The organism is Pseudobutyrivibrio sp. AR14 (assembly GCF_900101325.1).
Taxonomy (GTDB): Bacteria; Bacillota; Clostridia; order Lachnospirales; family Lachnospiraceae; genus Pseudobutyrivibrio.
In genome coordinates this window covers 16,182-32,037 of record NZ_FMUY01000010.1, presented here as the reverse complement: position 1 = coordinate 32,037, position 15,856 = coordinate 16,182, and the positions used below count along the sequence as shown (strand labels likewise).

General features: G+C 35.9%; 10 protein-coding genes. All 10 read left to right on the top strand.

Annotated features, from left to right (window positions below; genetic code table 11):
- Positions 1–4: 4 nt before the first annotated feature.
- Genes BLP50_RS09955 through BLP50_RS09910 form a run of 10 tightly spaced genes read left to right on the top strand, consistent with a single transcriptional unit; the run spans position 5 to position 15,856 of the window.
- Entirely contained in the window at positions 5–1,132 is a 1,128-nt protein-coding gene (locus BLP50_RS09955; RefSeq protein WP_090154249.1) for an acyltransferase family protein, read from the top strand.
- 29 nt (positions 1,133–1,161) lie between these two features.
- Positions 1,162–3,312 carry a hypothetical protein gene (locus BLP50_RS09950; protein WP_090154246.1) on the top strand — a complete coding sequence of 717 codons (2,151 nt, stop codon included), beginning with the start codon at positions 1,162–1,164 and terminating at the stop codon, positions 3,310–3,312.
- Between the two features lie 5 nt (positions 3,313–3,317).
- Positions 3,318–4,892: a glycosyltransferase family protein gene (locus BLP50_RS09945; RefSeq protein WP_176753752.1), complete on the top strand. Its 1,575-nt coding sequence runs from the start codon at positions 3,318–3,320 to the stop codon at positions 4,890–4,892.
- Positions 4,893–4,895: 3 nt separating this feature from the next.
- Positions 4,896–6,530, top strand: a complete 1,635-nt coding sequence (locus BLP50_RS09940) for a hypothetical protein (RefSeq protein ID WP_090154242.1) — start codon at positions 4,896–4,898, stop codon at positions 6,528–6,530.
- Positions 6,531–6,555: 25 nt separating this feature from the next.
- Positions 6,556–7,965 carry an MBOAT family O-acyltransferase gene (locus BLP50_RS09935; RefSeq protein WP_090154240.1) on the top strand — a complete coding sequence of 470 codons (1,410 nt, stop codon included), beginning with the start codon at positions 6,556–6,558 and terminating at the stop codon, positions 7,963–7,965.
- A 2-nt stretch (positions 7,966–7,967) separates the two neighbouring features.
- Positions 7,968–9,455 carry a hypothetical protein gene (locus tag BLP50_RS09930; protein ID WP_090154238.1) on the top strand — a complete coding sequence of 496 codons (1,488 nt, stop codon included), beginning with the start codon at positions 7,968–7,970 and terminating at the stop codon, positions 9,453–9,455.
- A 2-nt stretch (positions 9,456–9,457) separates the two neighbouring features.
- The gene (locus BLP50_RS09925) at positions 9,458–11,620 is read left to right on the top strand and encodes a hypothetical protein (protein WP_090154236.1); all 2,163 of its coding nucleotides are present in this window, start codon (positions 9,458–9,460) and stop codon (positions 11,618–11,620) included.
- 2 nt (positions 11,621–11,622) lie between these two features.
- On the top strand, positions 11,623–13,242 hold the full coding sequence (locus BLP50_RS09920; protein WP_176753751.1) for a glucosyltransferase domain-containing protein: 1,620 nt from the start codon (positions 11,623–11,625) through the stop codon (positions 13,240–13,242).
- Between the two features lie 37 nt (positions 13,243–13,279).
- Positions 13,280–14,896 (top strand): glucosyltransferase domain-containing protein, encoded by a 1,617-nt coding sequence (locus tag BLP50_RS09915; protein ID WP_090154231.1) that lies wholly within the window; start codon positions 13,280–13,282, stop codon positions 14,894–14,896.
- Positions 14,897–14,929: 33 nt separating this feature from the next.
- Positions 14,930–15,856 carry a glycosyltransferase family 2 protein gene (locus tag BLP50_RS09910; RefSeq protein WP_090154229.1) on the top strand — a complete coding sequence of 309 codons (927 nt, stop codon included), beginning with the start codon at positions 14,930–14,932 and terminating at the stop codon, positions 15,854–15,856.

Below are 15,856 nucleotides of genomic sequence, written 5' to 3'. Positions count from 1 at the left end.
GTGAATGGAAACAAAAATAAAACGAAATTCCAGCATAGAATTATTAAAAATAATAGCAATAGCTATGATAGTAATATCACATTCAATGCCTGACGTTCCGGAGGGGGATGAGGTGTTGAATGTGGGGGCTATTAATCTTGGACTGGCTACGTTCAACTTGCAGCACAACATATTAATTTTTTTACATAACCTAGGTCAAATTGGAAATGATATTTTTTTAGTTTGTTCAGCATGGTTTTTATTAGACAGCCATAAGACTAAGGTAGGCAAAATCGCTAATATGGTAGCGGATTGTTTTGGCGCATCATTAATAATGCTTTCTATTTTTTCTGCACTTGGATATAGATTGAGTGGATTGTACTTTATTAGACAGTTTTTACCTACCACATTCAATAATAATTGGTTTGTAACATGTTACATTCTTTTATACATGATTCATCCTCTTCTGAATAAAGTTATACAGTCAATTAGTCAATCGCAATTACTAATTGTAGATACATGCTTTATTATTCTGTACTCGATAATAAGCTTCGTTATGCCAGGGGGATTATTCTACTACAATGAATTAATAGGATTTATAGGTATATATATGATAGTTGCATATTGCAAACTATATATGCCTAATATGATGAATTCGGTAAAAGCTGGAAAACTAATCCTTCTAATTGGATGCGTTGGTTGGCTATTGCAAAATGTATTAACATTGATTATTGGATGCAAAATAGAGGCGTTGTCTTCTCAGATGTCTGGATGGAATCAATTTAGAAATCCTTGCTATATTTTGATAGCACTGGGGCTGTTTATTTTGTTTAACAAAAAATCATTTTATAATGGATTTATTAATGATATTTCGGCCATGTCTTTATTAATATATGTTATTCAATGCAACAGGATATTAAGAGACTATGTTAGATTTGATATATACGATTATATTTATCAAAACTATTCCTACGATGGATTGGTTTTGTGGGTCCTAATTTATGCCGTAATTACACTTGTTATTAGCATTATTATAGGAAAAATATATTTGGCAAGTGTTGGTAAGTTGGTTCGTTTATTATTCAATAAGATTGTAGATTGCTTTATTAAGATATATTACAAATTAGAGGCATATATTTTTAAGATAGGCTAATGCTATAAATAACAACTGAGGAGCTAAAATTGTTTACGAAGAAAAAGACAATAATAATTGAAATTGTAGTAGCGATAATTTTGCTTGCACTTCTTATAACTAAGGCGGTAAATCCATTCTCGGCGGAGATGACCTATAACGGTGACTCGGAGTGTGTTTCCTATTCTGCCAATGGGCAAAAGCTGTCACCGGGCACCTACACTGTAGAGATAGAGTATTCTACAGACATGGAATTGACAGCACAGCTGTATTCTGCAGAACGCACAGATTTTGTAAGAGCTAACGATTTCTATTTAAGTCCCAATAGACATCAGGTATCCTATGATTTTTTTACCAGTCATAGTTTATACGATTTGGAGACTAGGATAAGTGAGTCGGAGGAGATAGCCAACTATTCCATAGATAGAGTGGTAGTTAGTAGCAACACCCACCTGTTTAGAGTGCTTCTCTTTTCATGGATTGTTGTTTGCATAATAGTAAATATCCTGTGTTTCTCATCTTTTGGAAAGAATCATAGAGAACTAATAATAAAGTTGTCATGCATCACTTTGCTTAGTTCTATTGTTTTATTTTTCCCTGGACTTGTTAAGACTCATGACTATAGATTTCACGTAATTAGAATAGAGTCCATAGTAGATGGCTTAAGAGCAGGAGAGTTCCCAGTTAGAATTCACTCTACTTATGGCGATGGAATAGGCTATCCAAATGGAGTATTCTATGGCGATTTATTTTTGTATGTGCCAGCTGTTCTTCGCATGATTGGATTTAGCGTAAACATGAGCTATAAAATATATGTGCTACTTATAAATGGACTGACCGTTTTCACAGCTTATTTATGTGGAAAAAAGGTTTTCAAAAAAGAAAGCACTGCTATCGTCACTTCATTAGTTTATGTTACAGCAAGCTACAGAATAATTGATTTATATGTTAGAAGCTCTGTAGGTGAGTATACAGCACTTGCTTTTTATCCACTCATTGCACTTGCAGTTTGGAATATTTACAAGGACGATATCAAGGAAAAGACCTACATAAAAAATGCGTATATCCTAGCAGTTGGAATTCTGGGGGTACTTTATTCCCATGTATTATCAACGGAGATGGTTGCTGTCGTTCTTGTGGTAGTATGTCTTTCATTGTTTAAGCAGACATTTAGAAAAGAGACTATTTTAGTATACATTAGAGCGATAATAGTATTTTTCCTAATGGGTGCAGCTTTCATCGTTCCATTTTTAGACTATTACATTAACACTAATACTTTCATCAAAGAACGAAGCGGGACCATTAATTTGATTCAGCCACTAGGGGCATATTTTACAGATTATTTTAGCTTTTTCAAGGATTTCTTTGGTGATGGCGACAGATATATGTCTGCTAGAATGCAGATTACACCTGGATTAGTTTTGATGCTGGGATTACTTGCAGCAGGCTATGTATTGATTAAAAGAAAAGCTACAAAAGAAATAAAGTACCTTTTCTTTATGAGTGTTATTCTTTTGATTGTGGCATCTAATATTTTCCCATGGAATGAGTTTGCCTATATCACAAAGACAGGCAGAATTCTTTCTCAAATTCAATTTCCATGGAGATACGTGGGCATAGCAGTAGTTCCACTTACTCTTTTGCTCGGTTTAGTTTTGGAACAGGCAACAGAGGAAAGCCTGATTGGTGACAATACATATAAATATATAATAGTTGTATCTGTACTGATGATGTGTTTGTTCTGCGGTTATGCTGAAAAAAGTGATGATAATCCAAAGCTTACCTATGATCAGGCTGAACTTGATACAAGCTTGATTGCTGCAGGAAATGGAGAGTATTTACTATCGGGAACAGATAGAGAGTCTATATCTACAGAACTAATTTGTGAAAATGCAGAAGGATTTATTGTGGGACAAAATGGCACCAAAATAGTTGTAGCTTTAGAGGCTGACGAAGCAGCTAGTGTTTGTGTGCCACGATTTAACTATCCATACTATAAGGCAATAGATGAATCTGGAAATAATTTATCCATTTCAAATGGACAAAATAATCTTATAAAGGTAGCCCTTCCTGATGGATACAAGGGTACTGTGACAGTTAGATTTGTTTCTCCATGGTACTGGAGAGTTTCGGAGATTGTATCATTAATTACAGCGGTAGGTCTTTTATGTTTGAATTTCAGAAAAGAGAAAAAACATTAATAGTTATGGCACTATTATTCATATTTGCTGTATCGGCATTGCCTGCCATAAGAAGTGGGGTGTACCTAGGCCATGATTTACATTTTCATTTAGGTAGAATCCAATCTATATCAGAGGAGCTTGCAAATGGCCAGTTTCCAGTCAGATATGAAAGTAGTGCATGGCAAGGACATGGATATATTAGTTCCTTAATGTACGGGAATATTTTTCTGTACATTCCGGCTATATTAGTGACTATCGGATTACCAGTTTGGCGCGCATACAATATTTATGTATTACTAGTTAATGCCCTCACTGTCCTGGTTTCATATTTTTGTTTTACAAAAATATTGAAGTCTGAATTAAGTGGTCTGCTTAGTACATTGATTTATTGCTTAGCAGGGTATAGATTATCAAATCTATATGTTAGAGCAGCTCTTGGTGAGTACACAGCTATGATTTTTATTCCGGTAGTAGTATACGGAATTCACAAGATTATTGCTGAAGAGCAAGAGGAGGAGCCATTAATAAAAAGAATCCTTCCACTTATCATAGGTGCCACAGGATTGATTCAGAGCCATATTCTATCTACAGAATTGGTGGCACTATTTGTGTTAGTTTATTTGCTTTTTAATATAAAAAAGACAGTATTAAACATCAAAGAGCTTATTACATCAGCCATATTAATACTATTAGTTAATGGATTCTTTTTGTTGCCATTTGTTGATAGTTATTCATCTATGGATCTATATGTTAATTCAGAGATGACCGCAGAGAGCATACGAGGAGATGGCTTGTATTTATCTCAGCTAATTAACCCACTTACAGAGGGATTTGGAGGCAGCTATGTATGGTCTACAAATGAAGAAGGCTATTTGCAAACTGGCGGGCTGGTTATCATAGCAGTTTTACTTACGGTAATAATGACTTTTAAAAAGTTAGAAGTCAATAAAAGAAAAGATATATTGGTATTGAGTATATTTGGCATTTTTGCTGCCTGGATGTCCACTGTATATTTTCCATGGGATTTATTTGCAGGAAATAGCGGAATAGCTAAGCTGGTTTCTTCTGTACAGTATCCTTGGCGTTATCAGTTGATTGCGGTGGTATGTTTTATACTGACTGGAGCTTATGGATTTGAGATTCTTTGCAAAGGGAAAAGTGAGAAGATAAAATGGGCATCGCTTATATGCATATTTGTAGTTGCCTTAGGAACTTCAGGTTATTTTTATTACACACTCTCTTGGAAGAATCCAACAGTGTGCAATGAGCGTGCAGATGAGAACTGGGCTGACAAGCTATATTTGCCTGTTGGGACAGACAGAGAATTACTCTTGGGTACAGATATAGAGTTTTCTGGAGACAATGTTGTGCTTCCAGTTTTAGCTTATGATAATGTTCATTTAACAGATTCAAAAGGCAATGAGATTACCTGGACAAAAGGCCATAACAACTGCGTTGAAATATCAAAAGCTGATTACACATCAGATATTAATGTCCAATACAAAGAGCCACTAATGTGGCGAGTCGCAGAGGGTATATCTTTAGTCACTATTGTAGGTATTATAATTTATTATTTTAGAAAAATATCGAGGAAATAATTAATGAAAAGCTTACTAGCTGGTTACAGAGAGAATAGAATAAAGTTCGTATTTACGATATTGCTTTTGGGCTGTATAGTTTCTCAGCTACTAATAACACTATACTTCAATATTTTTGAAGCAGATATACATCTCGGAATAGATTCTTCTTGGGAATACTTAAAAGTGATAATTGTAGGAGACAATGGTGGTATTTATTCTACGAAGCTCATTAGTGATACTACTGCTCCATGGATTAGCCGTTCATTTATTTTAGCATTACCGCTTTATATGGTTACAGGAAATATAAATATATCTTATGCTATTGCTAATTTGATTATAACTTTGCTTACCATATATTTCATGGTGAGTGTAATGCAAATAAAGGGCTTTGAGCTAAATACTATTCTTATTGTACTTAACATGTTTGCTTGCCCATACTTGCTCAACTACTATAGCTGGCACAACGATTTAGGATATTTCAATTGTGTTTTAGGGATGGCAGCCTATTACAACCTGATAGTTCTTTATATTTTTATGGCATTCAGGATACTAGTAGCTCAGGAGTTTTTGAAAAAAGAAAAAATAATAATTGGATTTTCATATGCTTTGTCTTTTCTCATAGGAATAGGGGCAGGCATGAGTATGTTGGCAATGGTATTTTTGCCACTTCTTATTACAAGAATTGTGCTTGGTTTTATCAAGAATACCAAGAAAGCATTTTTTGACAAGCACTCCATATATATTTATATCTGTACTGGATTTGCATTGTTAGGTCAGCTTGTTGGGCTACTAGTTGGAATGAAGTATAAGTCTTCACTTGCTTCATGGAGCACTACCGAAAACATATGGAAAAATATTGGAAATATGTTTAGCGGATTTATGCGTCTATTTGCCGCTATCCCTACAGATGAAACTGTTTGTGCTCCTACGTCCAAAGCGGGCATATTATTTGTCTTTTCAATAATAATATTTACAATAGTTATTGTAGCTGTCGTTTATGCATTGATTAAGGTGCTAGGCAATCTCATTAAAAATCATAATCTAGATGATTTCAAAATGAGCCTTTTGGTTATAATGGCCAGCACATTTATTGAATTTTCGCTTTTGGATACTTCCTATGGAGCAGTATTCGAAGATAGATATCTAATTTTTGCAATGATGTGTGCCTTGATTCTTGTTGGCTATTTCATTGATTCACTAGATAACACATTGCTTTTTAAGAAAGTCGGAGTTGTAGTTCTCTTTCTTAGTGTAGTTTGCATAGACTTAGGGTCAGATTACATATACAAGAGATTGACCAATGAAGAGTATCTGATGGATCAGATGGTAAGCCTTATCGATGAATCAGATGCGGGGCTAGTTTATGCCTGGGGTAAGGACACTGGTATATATGAGCATTGCCTTAGAGTCTATGATAATAAGCGTGTGTATAAGCTCATTGGAGATAATAATAAAGTAAACAGATGGGGAGATTATCTCTATTATGATGATAGTAGCACATATGAGGGTGCAACTATGCTAATAACAAATGGAGATATTAGCTTTATTCCAAGCAATATAATGGAAAAATATGAACTCGTTGATACAATCCACGGAGTAGATTTTTATTATTGCAAGGATAATCCGATTGATACTTATAAACTAGAAGAGAAATAAAGCATTAAAAGGAACGGGGAAGACGGTGACATATACAACCTTTAATTTCTATGTATTTTTACTTATTACTTTAGTAGCATACTACATTATTCCAAAGGCATATAGGTGGCTAGCAATACTTCTAGCCAATTTCTGCTTTATTTGGTTTGCCACAGAGAGTGTATCTAAAATGATTTTATTTGTGGCTACTATATTGATAAGTTATGCATTTGGTTTGTTGCTAAGACATAATAAAAAGAAGAGCCTATTATTTAGCGGAATAGCAATTTCGGCTATGCCACTGCTTCTGACTAGGATAATTGGATTCGCAGAAGGAAGGGTACCTGAGGGGATTGTTAGCAAGATTATAATACCAATTGGATTATCCTTTTATACAATGCAGATAATAGCCTATCTTGTTGATGTGTATAGAGGGAAAATCAAGCCTCAAGTGAATGTGCTTAAATATGCGTTATTTATTTCATTTTTCCCACAGATAATACAAGGACCAATTCCTAGATATGATGAGCTTTCAGAGCAATTATCAGAAGGCCATGATTTTGATGAGAAAAATCTAATTAGTGGAATTCAACTCATCATTTGGGGATTCTTTCTGAAGTTTATGATAGCGGACAAGGCTGGAATAGTTGTTGATAAAATATTTGATGACTACAGTTCATACAAGGGATTATATATATGGATTGCAGGAATTCTATATAGCCTTCAGCTTTATACAGATTTTCTAGGATGTGTTACCCTGTCCCAGGGAATTGCTAGGTTGTTTGGAATTAGTTTAACAGATAACTTTAAACGCCCATACTTTGCGGATTCAATAAAGGATTTTTGGAGACGCTGGCATATATCACTTAGTTCGTGGTTGAGAGATTATATCTATATTCCACTTGGAGGCAATAGAAAAGGCACTAATCGTAAATATGTTAATCTCTTGGTTACATTTGCTGTAAGTGGTTTATGGCATGGTGGTGGATTTAAATTTATTTTTTGGGGAATGATGCACGGAGTGTATCAACTCGTGGAAAGTATGGTTCCTATTTTCAACAAAAAGTATCTTGGAGCGAAGCATTTGATTAGAGTTCTAATCAATTTTTACTTTGTAATGATTGCATGGATTGTGTTTAGAGCGGATACATTACTTGCTGGATTAAAGATGATATATAGAATGTTCTGTGGATTTAACCCATGGATACTTTTTGACGGAGCAATCTATGATTTAGGATTAGTCCAGAGAGAATGGGAAGTATTAATTCTTTCGTTAGTGGTGTTATTCTGGGTGAGCCGCAAGCAGGAATGCGGAGTTGTTCTCAGGGAACAGTTCGATAAGCATGGTATTGTAGTAAGATGGGCTGTGTATATTATCGCAATCTTGACTGTGTGGGTTTTTGGCACATATGGATTTGGATATGATGCTACTGATTTTATTTATGGAGGTTTTTAGTCGTGAAAAAAATACTGACAAAAATCGGAAAATCAATAGCATTTATTATGATTCTTGTGGTGGTGTTAGTAGGAGCTAATGCTATACTTATGCCTAAATCATATATCAATAATTCTATTTGGCCATCTACAAGTAAGTTTAATCAGTTCTATGCTATGGACAAAGATTCTGTAGATGTTCTTTTTATTGGTTCTAGTGTAGTTGCTAATGCTTTTTCACCTCAGGAAATATATGATTCTTATGGAATTAGATCATATAATTTAGCTAGCCAGCAGCAGAGTGTGTTCTTCAACTACTTTTGGCTAAAAGAGGCTCTTAAATATCAGAGCCCTAAGGTAGTAGTAATGGATACAAAATTTTTGTTTACATTACACCCAGAGAGTCCCGTTAATACAACTGAGGGAATTGGCCGAGAGATAATTGATAATATGCGCTGGTCAAAAAATAAAATAGATATGATTAACGCGCTTTGTGATTTGGATGACAGCCAGTCAAAGCTTAGTTATTATTTGACAAACATTAGATATCATGCCCGTTGGACAGAGCTAGACGAAAGCGATTTTAATTTTGATTTATCTAATCACGATCAACTCAAAGGGCAGGCTATTCTTACTGATTATGGCGGGGATGCTTACGTGCCCTTTACGCCATCAGATACAGATATAAAATCTGAGTTGAATCCAGTGATGGAAAAGTATTTTGGAAAAATAGTAGAACTATGTCAGTCTAATGGGATACAGCTTATGCTGGTAAGTTTACCGGATGTGATGACTGATGCGATGAACAATAGACTAAATACTCTTGCTGGCGAATATGGTGTAGATTACTATAATTTTTGTTTAAAAGAACACTATGATGCTATTGGAGCAGAACTTCCAAAAGAAAATGTGATTGAGCATGAAAATATATGGGGTGCTATCAAAATGTCTCGCTACGTTGCGTCTATTATAAAAGACACTTATGGAGTAAGAGCTGTCAGTGATAGGCAGTGGGATGATACAAGTGCTTATTACAAGCACTTGCTAAATAGCGCAGAGCTAAAGCATATCGAGGATTTGGATCAGTATTTATCGATTCTAAATTCAGATGTAGATTATGTGACTTTTATTTCTGTTAAGGATGATGGTTATAGATTTATTACAGATGAAGATGTGGAGCTGTTAAAATCTTTGGGGTTATTAGCGCCCTTCAAGGATATGTTTAGATATAGTTATTGTGGAATAATTGATAATTCTAATGGTAACGTTGAGGAATTAAGTCCTAATGAAGTTGTGACTATATCAGGAAATATACTTGATTCTGAAGCCATATATGAAATGACTAGTGGTGGAGGAAACGCGGGCGTGACATGTGAGATAGTTATTAACGGAACAAACTATGAAATTAATGCAGTAGGAATGAATATAGTTGTTTACGATAGATTGTCTAAATCTGTCGTAGACTCGGTTTGTTTCTATCGTAATGAATATGGATTATTTTGCAAGCGATAAAGATGAAGAATAAAAAACGAATTGTATATTTTATCGAAATAATCATAGGACTAGTTCTATGCGGTCTGATGATCTATAAATCATTTCATTTAAGCCAGGTTGATATTGACCTGGCTAGGTTTGCATCTGACTATATTGGTTACAATGATGGTAAGTGGAGTGTTTCGTCCGGTGCGATTGAATCAGAGGACAATATTGTCTTACTCTATGGACCATACGAGACTATAAGACCGGGCTCATATTCAGTTACACTGGATTACTACTCTGATAGCAGGATGACCTGTAGACTTTTCTCGGCAGAGAGAAATGAGTTTATTCATGCAGGGGATTTCTACTTAAGTCCTAATAAAAATCAGGTTACTTACAATTTCTATGTTACACAGAGTATTTATGATTTAGAAATAAGGATAGTTGATTATTCAGGGGATGAGAGCTTTGCTTTAAGGGGAGCAAGCATTAGTAGTACCGTAAGAGATATGAGAGTTTTGCTTTTTACCTGGATAGCTATTTCTTTACTTGTAAATTATTTTGCTTTTAGCAAATGTTTTAAGGTTAATAGAAGGACAGTATTATGTCTAGTTGGAATCGCATTTATAGGTACACTTTCCTATATGTTCCCAGGGATTGCACCAGGCCATGATTTCCCTTATCACATCTTAAGAATTGAGGGAATCGCCGATGGCTTGAAATCGGGACAGTTCCCAGTGCGAATGCACTCTGTTTTTATGGATGGATTCGGATATCCTAATGGGATATTTTACGGAGATTTATTCCTATATGTTCCAGCAGTTTTACGTATAGTCGGATTTTCTATTAATACAAGTTATAAGCTATATGTATTTTTAGTTTCTCTTTTGACTGCTTATACCACTTACTATATGGGTAGGCGGATTTTCAAAAATGATACAACTGCACTTGTGGTTGCCCTATCATATGTGACGGCAAGCTATAGAATAGTGGATGTATTTGTCCGTAGCGCTGTTGGCGAGTATACAGCACTTGCTTTTTATCCTATAGTAGCGGTGGCTATATGGCAGCTATACACTGGCAAGGATTCTGAACGTAATTACTCGGGTATTAGTCTTACACTTGCTATCGGTATGCTAGGTCTTTTATATACCCACGTGCTTTCCACAGAGATGGTGTGCATAGTGCTTGTGGCAGTAGCAATCAGCCAATACAAAAAGACTTTTACAAAAAAAGTATTACTGACCTATGCTAAGGCAGTTGGTATATTTATCGCTCTTGGATTAGCATTTATCGTGCCATTCTTAGACTACTATATGAGAGTAGCTACTGAGATAAAAGCCACTAATGGTTCGGTGAAGTTGATTCAGTCTAGAGGAGCATACATAGCTGATTTATTCGCTGTATTTAGAGATTTCTACGGTGAGGGAGAAGACTATGTAGTATATAGAATGCAGATTACACCAGGCCTTGTATTTATGGTGGTGCTTTTGGTTGCGGTATACTTGCTCATAGCGAAAAAGGCCACTAAGGAAATAAAGTATCTTACAGTTTCTACATTGATACTTTTATTTATATCTACTAACCTATTCCCATGGAACAAGCTAGCATTTGCCTCAAAGTTCTTTAATATATTTGCCCAGATTCAGTATCCATGGAGATATATAGGCATAGCTGTGGTATTTTTAGCTATATTACTAGGACTTATTTTAGAGTATTTTATAGAGAATGAATTTTATTCAGAAAAGATTTATGCGGTTATCATAGCAATGGCTCTTGTAAGTACTGCTTTATTTATTGGCTCGGCCGAGGATAATGCGACTGGTGTTACAAAATATTATGATACAGCACAGCTAGATAGAGGAGCTGGAGCTATAGGATATGGTGAGTACCTGATAGAGGGCACTGATACTAGTGATTTGATTGCTATCAATTTATATAAGGGGGATCTCTCGGCAATAGATATTCCTAAATACAACTATCCATACTACAAAGCATATGATGAGAATGGCAATGAACTTGCTATTTCAAATGGGATTAATAATCGTATATGCGTATCTGTAGAGAGCAGTTATAATGGCGATGTAACAGTCAAATTTGTTGAGCCTATATTGTGGAGAATAGCTGAGATAATATCATTATTAAGCGCTATTAGCCTACTTATTATTTACAAAAGAAAAGGCATTGGAAGGAAATAAAAGTGAAACTTATTAATTCTGTTAAGAATTTAATATTTGACAAGGTGTATCTTGCTATAGTGACAATTGCTGCGCTAGCAGGATATGGTTATGAGCTTACACACTGCTCTTATGGAGTGGATGATGTTATTTACGACTGGTATATAGATTCTGGCCGTCTTGTTTCTATGGGCAGATTTACACCATGGCTTATTAACAAGTTCTTTAAGATTAATGAATTCACACCTTTTATTATAGATTTTATAGGAGCAATCCTTATAATACTTGCTGGCACTGTGGTTTGTACAGTATTTGTAGAGGTTCTAGGCGAGGACAGAGTACCTAGCTGGATATACGCCGTATTTACATCACTGATGCTTGTATATCCTATGAATGGCGAGGTGTTTATTTACTATATGCATAATGGCATGGGCGTTGCATTTTTGCTTTCTGCTATCGCCATTTATCTTGTGTATAGTGTAAAGGGTCAGAAGCTTAAAGCACAGTTGTTAAGTGATATTTCTGCACTTATTCTTATGGTGCTTGCAATTTGCTGCTATGAGTCATTTTCTATTGTGATTATTACAATTGGAGTAATACTTGTACTGCTTAAAGCATTTTCAGGAGAGAAGATACAGGTTAAATCAGAAGGTATATGGGTTGTCACTGTTGTTTTGGTGACAGCTGTTGCTATGGTGCTTAGAAGCATCATTACTAAGATTCTCTGTGCCATTATGGGACTTGATGTATATCAGACTAGTGGCGGCATGATTGGATGGCAGTTTAGCGATAATGCTGCCGAGATAGGTGCTACTCTTAAGAATCAGCTTATGAGCAATTTCCTGTTCTATGGTGCTGGATATTTCCCTATTACATTATTCCTATTTGCAGTAGTGGTATTGCTTGTAATATGTGGAATTGTCTCTTGGAAGAATAGGGACTTTTGGCCAATAGTACTTGGCATATTGCTTGTGATAGGTCAGTTTTCTATTAGCTTTCTTTTGGGAGTGATGCAGTTATATAGAATGAGTCAGTCTATTGTAGTGTTGGTAGCATTTTCTGTATTTACTCTATTAGTAATGATTTCAAAATACAAGCTGGGCAGAGTTGTAGCAGTGATTTTATCCGCTATTATTTTATACGGTTCTGCTAGAGAGATTAGCCAGCTATTTTTATTTGAATATAATATGTGCGATAGATGTGCAGATAAGGTAAAGGAGATTGGAAGTTATCTTCAGAACAATTATGACCTTAACGAAAAAAAGGTTGTATTTGTGGGAGAATTTAGCCGTTCAATGGATGAGCAGGACTACCTACACATCCGTAAGGGAGAGGCAGGATATAGATTTCTTAATTGGTGTGATGTACATGTCTATGGATATGACCCTGCTGTTGTAGAGGCTGGTAGATTCTATAAAAAAGAGACGGTGACAGATGGTGATGTACTCACTTGGTCGGTGAATGCATACAATACTCATAACTGGGCTACACAAAAGCTGTTTGCTCATTATGGATATGATATTAAAATTACTGATACTAATGAGGAGTACGATAGAGTTGTAGATTATTACAATAATGATTGTTCTGACATTCAGGATAATTTTATAGAATATAATGATTATGTTATAGTTGTTTTGAGATAAAATTTAGATGTAGATAGTGATAATCCGGAGGATTGATTTGAGTATATTTACAGATATTGAAAAGGCATTTAAGAAAATAAAAGAGAGATTTAGCCCACTTCAGCAGTGGGCTTTTGTTGCTGTTATGGTTATCGGACTGATAGCCCATGGTTATATCATTTTCAACAGGATTTCCTACCATGACAATACAGCATGTCTCTTCTCGTTAGGAGCTACATACGAGTTAGGCAGATGGGGACTTGGCATTATATACGATTTGCAGATATTTACCACTAGGACATTTGCAGTGCCAGTATTTAATGGCATATTATCTATGATTTTTATAGCCCTTTCTGCCAGCAAGATGGTGCGGATTTTTGATATTAAATCAAAAGTAAGTTCAGTAATTATCGGGGCAATCATGATTGTATATCCGGTAGTGCCTAGTATCTTTTCATTTATGTTTACATCATGGCCTTACTTCTTAGGTCTATTATTAGCTGTTAAGGCTGCAGAGATAATAGTGTCAGAGACAGCTTTTGACAAATATGAGGGAGCTGCTAGATTAGTTCTTAGAGTATTGTTTTCTGCTATAGTACTTGCATTGTCACTCAGCATGTATCAGGCATTTTTTGCTGTAACAATTTCTATTGTTTTGATTAAGTTACTTCAGGATGTTTTGACTGATAGGATAGATAATGTAAAAGATTATGCTAAAAACGGATTTACGTATCTTGTCACACTTGGCATGGGTCTTGGAATATGGGCTGCTGTTGCAGCAATATTTAAGAAGCTTAAGGGAATAGATACCATGGATTATAAGGGCATGGGTAAGGGATATGACCTTTCTCAGTTCCCTGCCAGATTATCTCAGTGTATCAGAGAATTCTTTTCAGGAAGTTATGCTGGTGTTAATGGTCTTAAGTATCTTAGGATATTAACACTCTGTGTGATTCTTGCTACAGTTATTCACATTTTCGTATTGATAATTAAGAAGAATGTGGGCATTGGAGTAAAGCTTTCAGCTATTGTGGGAGCAGCACTTCTTCCAGTTGGTATGAATGTGATGTATATACTATCTACTAGCGATGATTATTTTGTAGATAGCCTTATGGTTTATGGCACAGCATTTGTGCTGATACTTCCGGTTATTTTGATTGAGGCACTGGATTTTGAGGTATTTATGCAAGCGATTGCAGGAAAGTTAATTAAGCTTATTACCTGCCTTCAGCTGATTGCAATATTCGTAATTACGGTTTCATATATCTACCTAGACAATGCAGCTTATCTCAAGGCTGATATAGCTGAGCGACAGGCTACATCATATTTCACACAGCTTGCGGCCAACATTAAGAGCTGCCAGGGATTCGATGATGATATGGAAATCGTCTTTGTGGATTTTGATAAAAATGCAGATGGTACATTTGTCACCGTAGATGACAATGAGGAGCTAGATGCTATTAAAATTGAAAAGTTCCCAGTATACTCTGATTTAGTTACTTATGGCAGCGCCATTAACTTTATGCAGGAGCACTGCGGATTTGGCAATGAAAAAGTCGTGGTAGATGATGGGACTCTTGCTAAGGAAGAATCAGTTCAGGCTATGCCAACCTACCCAGATTATGGTAGTATAGCAGTGGTTGATGGCAAGTTGATTGTCAAATTTGGGGAATAATTATATCAATTATAAGGAAGGTATATACTTACAATGAAAAAGTTATCTATTGTTGTTCCTTGCTACAATGAGCAGGAGGCAGCACCTATTTTTTACGATACAGTACATGGTATGGAGGACAAGCTATCATCTGTAGAGCTTGAGTTTATCTTTGTGGACGACGGTTCTAAGGATGGCACACTTGATGTGCTCAGAGGTCTTCATGCTAAGGATGAGAGAGTGCATTATGTATCATTCTCTAGGAACTTTGGCAAGGAGGCAGGCATATACGCTGGCCTTGAAAAATCTACTGGTGACTACGTAGTAATCATGGATGTAGATTTACAGGATCCTCCAGCAATGCTTCCAGAGATGCTTTCATATATTGAGTCGGGTGAGTATGAGCGTGTAGCTACTCGTCGTGTAGATAGAAAGGGCGAGCCACCTATCCGTTCATGGTTCGCTAGAAAGTTCTATAAGCTTATGAACAAAATCTCTAGTGCAGATATCGTAGATGGAGCTAGAGACTATCAGATGATGACTAGAAAGGTGGTAGATGCCATACTTGCTATGGGTGAGTACAACAGATTCAGCAAGGGTATATTTGGCTGGGTAGGTTTCAAGAGCAAGTGGCTTGAGTTTGAAAATGTTGAGCGTGTTGCCGGAGAGACTAAGTGGTCCTTCTGGAAGCTATTCATCTATGCTATTGATGGTATCGTAGCATTTTCTACAGCACCACTTATTATGGCATCGGTTTTTGGTGTAATCATGTGCCTTGTGGCATTTATATTTATTCTTGTAATTATCGTAAAGACACTTATTCTTGGTGACCCTACTAGTGGATGGCCATCAATGGTTTGTATTATTCTTTTAGTTTCAGGTATCCAGCTTCTTTGCATGGGTGTTTTGGGACAGTACATGGCCAAGACTTATCTTGAGACTAAAAAGAGACCTATTTATTTGGTTCAGGAAGAAGAGTAA

Coding starts and splice junctions, on each gene's coding strand:
- BLP50_RS09940 (WP_090154242.1), top strand. CDS start 4,896: ATGAAAAGCTTACTAGCTGGTTACAGAGAGAATAGAATAAAGTTCGTA.
- BLP50_RS09955 (WP_090154249.1), top strand. CDS start 5: ATGGAAACAAAAATAAAACGAAATTCCAGCATAGAATTATTAAAAATA.
- BLP50_RS09925 (WP_090154236.1), top strand. CDS start 9,458: ATGAAGAATAAAAAACGAATTGTATATTTTATCGAAATAATCATAGGA.
- BLP50_RS09910 (WP_090154229.1), top strand. CDS start 14,930: ATGAAAAAGTTATCTATTGTTGTTCCTTGCTACAATGAGCAGGAGGCA.
- BLP50_RS09945 (WP_176753752.1), top strand. CDS start 3,318: ATGGCACTATTATTCATATTTGCTGTATCGGCATTGCCTGCCATAAGA.